This window comes from Massilia sp. (assembly GCF_046293535.1).
Classification (GTDB): Bacteria; Pseudomonadota; Gammaproteobacteria; order Burkholderiales; family Burkholderiaceae_D; genus Telluria.
Window position 1 is genome coordinate 12,449 of record NZ_JBKBOV010000061.1, and the last position, 8,243, is coordinate 20,691.

Sequence of the window (8,243 nt, forward strand, 5' to 3'; positions counted from 1 at the left end):
CCCGCGCCGTGGGCCGCGTGTTGGTGCGGGGGGGCCCCCCCCGGGGCCCCCCCCCACGCTCTGCCGACCGCGCGTTCAACCAGCCCATGAACAGCCGCTGCGTCTGCTCATGCCGTCATTGAACGCGCGCACGGCAGTGATTCAGGCCAGTGGCCTGAATCACAAACCGTGCGCCCTACGAACCGGCATCCTTGGGCGAGCGTCCCAGGACGCCGGCCAGCACGTCGATCGGCAGGGGGAACACGATCGTGGACGACTTGTCGCCCGCGATCGTGCTGAGCGTCTGCAGGTAGCGCAGCTGCATCGCGCCGGACTGCTGCGCCAGCACGAAGGCGGCCTGCTGCAGCTTTTCGGAGGCCTGCAGCTCGCCTTCGGCGTGGATTACCTTGGCGCGCCGCTCGCGCTCGGCCTCGGCCTGGCGGGCGATGGCCCGGATCATCGATTCGTCGAGGTCGACGTGCTTGATCTCGACGTTGGCCACCTTGATGCCCCAGGCGTCGGTCTGGGCGTCCAGCACCTGCTGGATGTCGAGGTTGAGGCGTTCGCGCTCGGCCAGCATCTCGTCCAGTTCGTGCTTGCCCAGCACCGCGCGCAGCGTGGTCTGGGCCAGTTGGCTGGTGGCTTCCATGAAGTTGGCGACCTGGATGATGGCGCGCTCCGGGTCCACCACCCGGAAGTAGATCACGGCATTGACCTTGACCGAGACGTTGTCGCGCGAGATCACGTCCTGGGTCGGCACGTCGAGCACGATGGTGCGCAGGTCGACCCGCACCATCTGCTGCAGCACCGGGATCAGGAGGATCAGGCCCGGTCCCTTCACGCCCCAGAAGCGGCCCAGCTGGAACACCACGCCGCGTTCGTATTCGCGCAGGACGCGGATGGACGTCACCAATAGCGCCAGCAGCAGGAAGAACAGGACGCCAAAACCCATGCCGATACCGGTGATCATTGCGTTCTCCTAGCTGCCTTCGATGGGAACCACTTCCAGCCGCAGGCCGCTGCGGCCGACGATGCGCACGGTCTGCGCCTGGCGCAGCGGGGTGCTGCTGATGGCGTGCCACAGTTCGCCCTCGACCTTGACCCAGCCCTCGTTGGCGCGCCGCTCGCTGAGCTGCTCGACCGTGCACAGCGTCCCGACCAGGCTGGCGGCGCCACTCGTCACCGGGCGCCGGCGCGTCCTGAGCGCCAGGCGCACGGTGCCGAACAGGAGCAGCGCGCTGGCGGTGGCGAGCGTGCCGACCAGGCCCGGCGGGATGCCATAGCCGGGCAGTTCGGTATCGACCAGCATCAGCGCGCCGGCGACGAACGCGGCGATGCCGCCCAGCCCGAGGATGCCGAAGCTGGGCAGGAAGGCTTCGGCGGCCATGAAGGCCAGGCCGAGCACGATCAGGGCCAGGCCGGCGTAGTTCACCGGCAGCAGCTGCAGGGCGTACAGTCCCAGCAGCAGGCAGATCGCCCCGACCACGCCCGGCGCCACCGCGCCCGGGCTCATGAATTCGAACACCAGGCCGTAGATGCCGACCGTCATGAGGAGCAGGGCGACGCTGGGGTTGGCGATCGCCGCCAGCGCCTTGGTGCGCCAGTCGGGCGCGAATTCGACCAGCCCCGCATCTTTCGTGTGCAGGCGGCGCGGCTGCCCGAGGACGTTCACGCTGCGCCCGTCCAGCCGGTCCAGCAGGACGGGGACGCTTGGCGCCACCACGTCGATGACGTTCAGGCGCAGGGCTTCCTCGGCGGTGAGGCTGACCGATTCGCGCACCGCGCGTTCGGCCCAGTCGGCGTTGCGGCCGCGCAGCTGGGCCAGGCCGCGCAGGTAGGCGGCGGCATCGTTGAGCGCCTTGGCCTGCATCGGCGAGGCCGGCTCCTTCGGCGCGGTCTTGGGGGCGTCCTTGCCGCCCCCGCCCGGCGGCGGCTGCCCGGCGGGGCCGGATGGTCCGATGCCGATCTCGACCGGGGTGGCCGCGCCGACGTTGGTGCCGGGCGCCATCGCCGCGACGTGGCTGGCGTACAGGAGGTAGGTGCCGGCGCTGGCGGCGCGTGCGCCGCTGGGGGCGACGTAGACGGCGACCGGCAGCCTGGCTGCGAGGATGGCCTTGATCGCGGTGCGCATCGAGGTGTCGAGCCCGCCGGGGGTGTCGATCCGGATGACCAGCAGCGCGTGCCCGAGCGCCTCGGAGCGGGCGATGCCGCGCACGACCTGGTCGGCGCTGGCCGGGCCGATGGCGCCGTCGATGGTCAGGAGGCCAACGCCGGCGGACCTGGATGCCGGGGCGGATGCAGCCGGGCTGGCGCCCGGGAGCGCAAGCAAGGCTGCGAGCGTGAGCGCGGCCAGGACCGGCAGCAGCGCGGCGAGCTTGTAGCGCAACACGGTCGCCTCCCAGGATCAAGCCTTGCCGGCCACGAACCGGACCGGTCAAGACTTGGACCGCGATCCGCATCCGGGTGTTCCCGGCTTGCGCCGATCGGTCACAGTTGAGTCGATAACGATAATGCATTATCATTAGTGCCTTGTCCGCGCCATGAGGTACCCGATCCATGAAACGTCCCATCCTGCCGATGCTGCTGGCCCCGGCCCTGTCCCTGTCGAGCCAGTATGCGCTTGCCGACGATCCCGTGATGGTGATCGGCGAAGTCAGGGTGAGCGCCCAGCGTCCGGGTGGCGCGCTGCTGTCAAACAGCGTCATGAGCTCGGTCGACGTGCTCGGCGCCGACAAGCTCGAAGACAAGAACGTCGCCAACAGCTGGGAACTGCTCGGGCAGCTCCCCGGCATCCAGCTGACCGAGACCCGCATGGGCGCGGAGTCCGGCAAGGCCAGTTTCCGCGCCTTCAATGGAGAAGGTTATATCAACGGCATCAAGGTGCTGATCGACGGCATTCCCAGCAATGTCAACAGCGGCAACCAGCGCTTCATCGACATGGTCTTCCCGCTCGAGGTGGATTACATCGAAGTGGTGCGCGGCACCAACGACCCGCGCTACGGCCTGCACAACATCGGCGGCAACATCAATTTCGGCACCCGCCAGGGCGGCAACTACCTGGACGGACGCGTGAGCGTCGGCAGTTTCGCCAGCCGCGAAGCCCAGCTGGCGCTGGGACGCGAGAGCGACGGCCTGGCCCAGAACTACTTCTTCGCCAAACAGCATTCGAACGGCTCCCGCGCGCACAGCGACTCCGAGAAGTACACGCTGGGCGCCAAGTGGTTCCTGAGTTCGGCCGACAGGGCAGTCAGGGCCGGCCTGGTGCTGCGCAGCTACCGCCACGATGCCGAGGAGCCGGGCTTCCTCACGGCGCAAGAACTGGCCGCCAACCGCCGCCAGTCGCCCGCCAAGAACGCCAATGACCTGAGCGAGCGCGACATGCGCCATGCGAGCGCCCACCTGGACTGGCAGCTCTCGCCGCAAGCCTTCTGGAGCAACAAGCTGTACTACAACCGCTACCTGGATGACCGCCGGGTCACCTTCACCAGCAACCCTGGCGGCACGGCGCCGCGCCAGCGCCGCCTGTGGGACGAGGCGCAGACCGGCTTGCTCAGCACGCTGACCTGGCGCGCCCATGCCGGGCTGGTGGTCGAGAGCGGCATCAGCGCCGAGCGCCAGGACAACGCCTACCGCCGCCTGCGCTACGGCTTCGCGCTGCCGACCGACTTCACCACTCAGGCAACGGTCCAGAACGATGACAGCTACACCCTCGACAATACCGGCGCCTATGTGCAGGCAGTCATCCGGCCGGTCGAATCGCTCAGGATCATCCCGGGCTTCCGGCTGGATCGATTCAGCGGCGACTTCCTGAACCATGCGAATGGACTGCGGGCCCGCCTGCAGGACTATGGCTGGATCAGGCAGCCCAAGCTGAGCATGGTCTACGGCCCGTCACAGGATGTGAGCCTGTACGCCAACTGGGGCCGCACGTTCCAGATCCTGACCGGTTCCGGCGCGCCGGCCTACCTGGTGCCGGGGCAGGCGCGCTTCGCGCCCTCGATCAATACCGGCAGGGAGGTCGGCATCAAGTTCAAGCCGGTCCCTGGCGCCGACCTGCGCCTCGCGGCCTGGCAGCAGGATGCCACTGGCGAGGTGGCCAACATGCCGGCCACCGGCACCACGGTCGGGTTGGGCGAGACGCGCCGCAAGGGGCTCGACCTGCAGGTGTCGAGCCGCATCGGCGAGCGCGTCGACCTGAGCTTCTCGCACTCGGTGCAGAAAGCCGAGGTGGTGAGCGCGTTCACCGCCGACGGGTTCTCGCTGGCCGGGAAAGAGGTGTTCCATACGCCGCGCCACATCACCAACGTCGGCGCCGATTATCACCACTCGGAGCGCTGGCGCTTCGGGCTGCAGGGGCGTGCGCAGGGCAGCTACTACATCGACAACGCGAATGCGCTCGGCAAGTTCGGCGGCTTCGTGCTGTTCGACGCCAGCGTGCGCCAGCAGCTGTCCCGGACCGTGAGCCTGGACCTGCAGCTCAAGAACCTGGCCGACCGCCGCCACGCCTACGCCTGGTACGACAACTTCTTCTGGCCAGCCAGCCAGGCCCAGCCGATGTTCTCGGCTGGCGCCGGGCGCGCCGCGTACCTGTCGCTCAACGTGAAGCTGTGACACCATGACGCAACCACTGCATTCCCGCATCATGGGCATCGACGCGCTGCGCGGCTTGGTGATGGTGTTCATGCTCGCCGACCACGTGCGCGAGACCTTCCTGCTGCACCTGCAGGTATCCGACCCGATGGATGTCGCGACGACGTCCGGCCCGCTGTTCGTCTCGCGCCTGCTGGCGCACCTGTGCGCGCCAGTGTTCGTGTTCCTCACCGGCCTGTCCGCGTTCCTGTACGGCGCCCGCCAGCAGGACGGCGCAGGCGCCGCAGCAAGCTTCCTGTGGAAGCGCGGCCTGTTCCTGGTGGCGCTGGAACTAACGGTCATCAACTTCGCCTGGACCGCGAGCTTTCCGCCCAAGGTGATCTACCTGCAGGTGATCTGGGCCATCGGCCTGTCGATGCTGGCGCTGGCGGCGCTGGTCCGGCTGCCGCGCGCGTTCCTGATCGCGCTCGGACTGGCGATCGTCGCCGGCCACAACCTGCTGGACCCGCTGCACTTTGCGCCCGGCCATCCGCTGCACGCCGTCTGGGCGGTGCTGCACGACCGCGGCTGGCTGGAGCTCGGCGACACCCTGCGCCTGCGTACCTCCTATCCGGTACTGCCATGGATCGGCATCATCTGCCTGGGCTATGCCTGCGGGCCGTGGTTCGCAGCAGGGTTCACGCCGCAGCGCCGCGCGCGCCGGCTGCTGGGATGGGGCCTGGGAGCGCTGGCCGGCTTCCTGCTGCTGCGCGCGACGAACGTCTACGGCGACCGGCCGTGGAGCGCCGGCGCCACGGCGCTCGAGACCATGATGGGTTTCTTCAACGTCACCAAGTATCCGCCTTCGCTGCTGTTCGCCGCGCTCACGCTCGGGGCGGGCCTGTTGCTGCTGCTCGCGCTGGAACGCCGCCAGGGCGCACTCGTGAAACGGCTGGCGGTGCTGGGCGCGGCGCCGATGTTCTTCTACGTCGCCCACCTGTATGCCCTCAAGCTGCTCTTGATTGCCGTTTCCGCGTTTGACAGGGACGCGGCCCGCTTCGACGGGGTGGCGCCGGTGTGGGCCGTGAGCGCGCTGCTGTGCGTCGCCCTGTATCCCGCGGTGGCAGGGTTCGCACGGCTCAAGGCGCGGCGGCGCGACATCGCCTGGCTGAAGTACCTGTAGGCCGGCCCGTGCTACCATCGGGGGCTATGAAGCACAGATTATTCCTTTTCGACCTGGACGACACGCTGCTCGACTTCAAGGCTTCCGAACGGCTCTCCTTCGTGCGCACGATGGGCGAACTCGGGCTGCATGGCGAGCTCGAACCCTTGTTCCAGCAGTACCAGGCGATCAACCTGGCGCTGTGGCGCGCCTTCGAGGCCGGCACGGTATCGAAGGAGGTGCTCAAGGTCGAGCGCTTCCGCCAGACCTTCGTTGGCAATGGCCTCGAGCTGGACCCGGAGAAGGCGAGCAGCCTGTACCTGGAATCCCTGTCGGAGACGGTGGTGCTGGTCGACGGTGCGCAGCAGCTGTGCGAGAGCCTGGCCGCTTGTGGCGAGGTCGGCATCATCACCAACGGCGTGCACCACATCCAGCACCGCCGCATTGCCAGCTCGGGGCTGGGCGGGCACATCTCCTTTGTCGCGACGTCGGAGGCCTGCGGCCACGCCAAGCCGGACAGCCGTTTCTTCGAATTCAGCGCCCGGATGGCGCGGGCGCGGCCATTTGCCAGGCACGAGACCGTCATCGTCGGCGACCGCCTGGACGCGGATATCCTGGGCGCCAACCGCTTCGGCATCGACAGCTGCTGGTTCAATCCGGGCGGCCAGTCCAACGATACCGGCGCCTTGCCCAGTTGCGAAGTCGCCAGCCTGGACCAGGTCGTGCCTGCGCTGAGGCGGCTGGCGCTGGCCGCCTGAGACGTTCTGGCAACAAGATGCGCCGGCATGCGTGCCGGCGTTTTTTTCGCCTGCTGGGGCTTGTAATACTCCCGTTATACTCCATGTGGAGTACAAGGAGAGGATAATGCACCCAACCATACGCGTTCCCGACAGCGAAAAAGTCACCGTCAACGTCGGGCTGGTCGACCTGGCCCAGGTCGACCTCTTGATCAACGAAGGCTTTTATTCGAACCGGACCGACTTCGTCCGCACCGCCCTGCGTAACCAGCTGCTGGCCCACGCCGACGCGCTGCGCCAGATCGTGGTGCGCAAGCGCTACGTGCTCGGGCAGCACCGCTATACCCGCAAGGAACTGGAGGAGGTGCTCGCCAGCGGCCAGCGCCTCGAGGTCCACGTGCTGGGACTGGCCGTGATCGAAGACGACGTGACGCCGGAACTGGCCATCGCCGCCATCGCCTCGGTCCAGGTCCTGGGCGCCTTCATCGCGTCGCCCGCCGTCCGCTCGGCGCTCGCCGACCGTATTCACACATAGAACAGGAATCCCATGAAACCCATCGACGAATTCGTACGCCAGATGATGGCCTCGGCCGAGCGCGTGCGCGCCGGCGACCCGGGCGCCGCCACCGACGTCATCCAGCGCGCGCTGCAGCAGGCGGGCCTGATGCGCCCGGCGGCAGCGGGCGACGACACACCCACCATCATCGACATCAATCCGGCGCCCGGCGCCACGCAGGCGCCGCCCCGGCCCAAAGTCCGGCCGCGCGCGCCGATGGCCGGGGCGCGGCCCGGCTGGAAACGCCAGCCGCAGGCCCCCGCCGACCTCGGCCCGGGGCGCTTCATCGACGGCAGCTTCGCCTGTGCCGAAGGCCGGCGCCGCTACAAGCTGTACGTGCCGGCAGCCGCAGCCCAGGGGCCGCGTGCGCTGGTGGTGATGCTGCACGGTTGCACCCAGAATGCCGCCGACTTCGCGGCCGGCACCGCGATGAACGGCGTGGCCGAGGAACACGGCTGCCTGGTCCTGTATCCCGAACAGGACCGCTCCGCCAACCATTCAGGGTGCTGGAACTGGTTCGAGCCGGCACAGCAGCGGCGCGGCCGCGGCGAACCCGAGATCATCGCGGCCATGACGCGCCAGCTCATCGCCGAGCACGGCGCCGACCCCGGGCGGGTGTATGCCGCGGGCCTGTCGGCCGGGGGCGCGATGGCGGCCATCCTCGGGGCCGAGTACCCCGACCTGTTCGCGGCGGTGGGCATCCACTCGGGTCTCGCAGCCGGCAGCGGCAAGGACATGATCTCGGGCCTGCATGCGATGAAGCATCCGACCGCGGCGGCGCCGGCAGGGCAGGGCGTGCCGGTGATCGTGTTCCACGGTGACGGCGACCACGTCGTCCACCCCGGGAACGGGGATGCGGTGCTGCGCCAGTTCACGGGCGCGCATGCGCCGGGCGCCTTGAGCGAAGAGCGGCTGGGCGGCAAGGCCGGCGGGCGCCGGTACACCCGCAGCAGCTGGCGCAATGGCGAGGGCCGCTGCATGGCCGAACACTGGGTGGTGCACGGCGCGGCGCACGCCTGGGCCGGAGGAAACCCGGCTGGCTCGCATACCGATGCCGGCGGACCCTGCGCCTCGCGGGAAATGCTGTCCTTCTTCCTGGCGCACCGGCTAGGCTAAGAGCAATGGGATGGACGCCCCCACCCGTAACGGCATCAGTGTGCCAAAGTGGAAGTATCGAGCAACCACTTGAACCGAGGGGGGCGTCACCATGGAGATTACGACAGTTGGCATCGATCTGGCA

At 68.6% G+C, this 8,243-nt stretch carries 7 protein-coding genes; 5 read left to right on the top strand and 2 right to left on the bottom strand.

The features are described from left to right. Nucleotides 1-175: 175 nt before the first annotated feature. A complete protein-coding gene (locus ACK4S9_RS21820) occupies nucleotides 176-949 on the bottom strand; it encodes a slipin family protein (RefSeq protein WP_409729823.1) in 774 nt (257 codons plus the stop codon). Between the two features lie 9 nt (nucleotides 950-958). Then, nucleotides 959-2,368 (bottom strand): NfeD family protein, encoded by a 1,410-nt coding sequence (locus ACK4S9_RS21825; protein ID WP_409729824.1) that lies wholly within the window; start codon nucleotides 2,366-2,368, stop codon nucleotides 959-961. A 167-nt stretch (nucleotides 2,369-2,535) separates the two neighbouring features. Between ACK4S9_RS21825 and ACK4S9_RS21830 the strand changes: the two genes are divergently transcribed. The 5 genes from ACK4S9_RS21830 to ACK4S9_RS21850 all read left to right on the top strand — a co-directional run bounded on the left by ACK4S9_RS21830 (nucleotide 2,536) and on the right by ACK4S9_RS21850 (nucleotide 8,119). Continuing rightward, entirely contained in the window at nucleotides 2,536-4,590 is a 2,055-nt protein-coding gene (locus tag ACK4S9_RS21830; protein ID WP_409729826.1) for a TonB-dependent receptor, read from the top strand. A 4-nt stretch (nucleotides 4,591-4,594) separates the two neighbouring features. Next, nucleotides 4,595-5,731: a DUF1624 domain-containing protein gene (locus ACK4S9_RS21835; RefSeq protein WP_409729828.1), complete on the top strand. Its 1,137-nt coding sequence runs from the start codon at nucleotides 4,595-4,597 to the stop codon at nucleotides 5,729-5,731. Between the two features lie 26 nt (nucleotides 5,732-5,757). Continuing rightward, nucleotides 5,758-6,468: a YjjG family noncanonical pyrimidine nucleotidase gene (locus ACK4S9_RS21840; protein ID WP_409729830.1), complete on the top strand. Its 711-nt coding sequence runs from the start codon at nucleotides 5,758-5,760 to the stop codon at nucleotides 6,466-6,468. Nucleotides 6,469-6,574: 106 nt separating this feature from the next. Continuing rightward, the gene (locus tag ACK4S9_RS21845; protein WP_409729832.1) at nucleotides 6,575-6,982 is read left to right on the top strand and encodes a CopG family transcriptional regulator; all 408 of its coding nucleotides are present in this window, start codon (nucleotides 6,575-6,577) and stop codon (nucleotides 6,980-6,982) included. Nucleotides 6,983-6,994: 12 nt separating this feature from the next. Further along, nucleotides 6,995-8,119 carry a PHB depolymerase family esterase gene (locus ACK4S9_RS21850; protein ID WP_409729834.1) on the top strand — a complete coding sequence of 375 codons (1,125 nt, stop codon included), beginning with the start codon at nucleotides 6,995-6,997 and terminating at the stop codon, nucleotides 8,117-8,119. Nucleotides 8,120-8,243 lie beyond the last annotated feature (124 nt).

Coding starts and splice junctions, on each gene's coding strand:
- ACK4S9_RS21835 (WP_409729828.1), top strand. CDS start 4,595: ATGACGCAACCACTGCATTCCCGCATCATGGGCATCGACGCGCTGCGC.
- ACK4S9_RS21845 (WP_409729832.1), top strand. CDS start 6,575: ATGCACCCAACCATACGCGTTCCCGACAGCGAAAAAGTCACCGTCAAC.
- ACK4S9_RS21820 (WP_409729823.1), bottom strand. CDS start 949: ATGATCACCGGTATCGGCATGGGTTTTGGCGTCCTGTTCTTCCTGCTG.
- ACK4S9_RS21850 (WP_409729834.1), top strand. CDS start 6,995: ATGAAACCCATCGACGAATTCGTACGCCAGATGATGGCCTCGGCCGAG.
- ACK4S9_RS21830 (WP_409729826.1), top strand. CDS start 2,536: ATGAAACGTCCCATCCTGCCGATGCTGCTGGCCCCGGCCCTGTCCCTG.
- ACK4S9_RS21840 (WP_409729830.1), top strand. CDS start 5,758: ATGAAGCACAGATTATTCCTTTTCGACCTGGACGACACGCTGCTCGAC.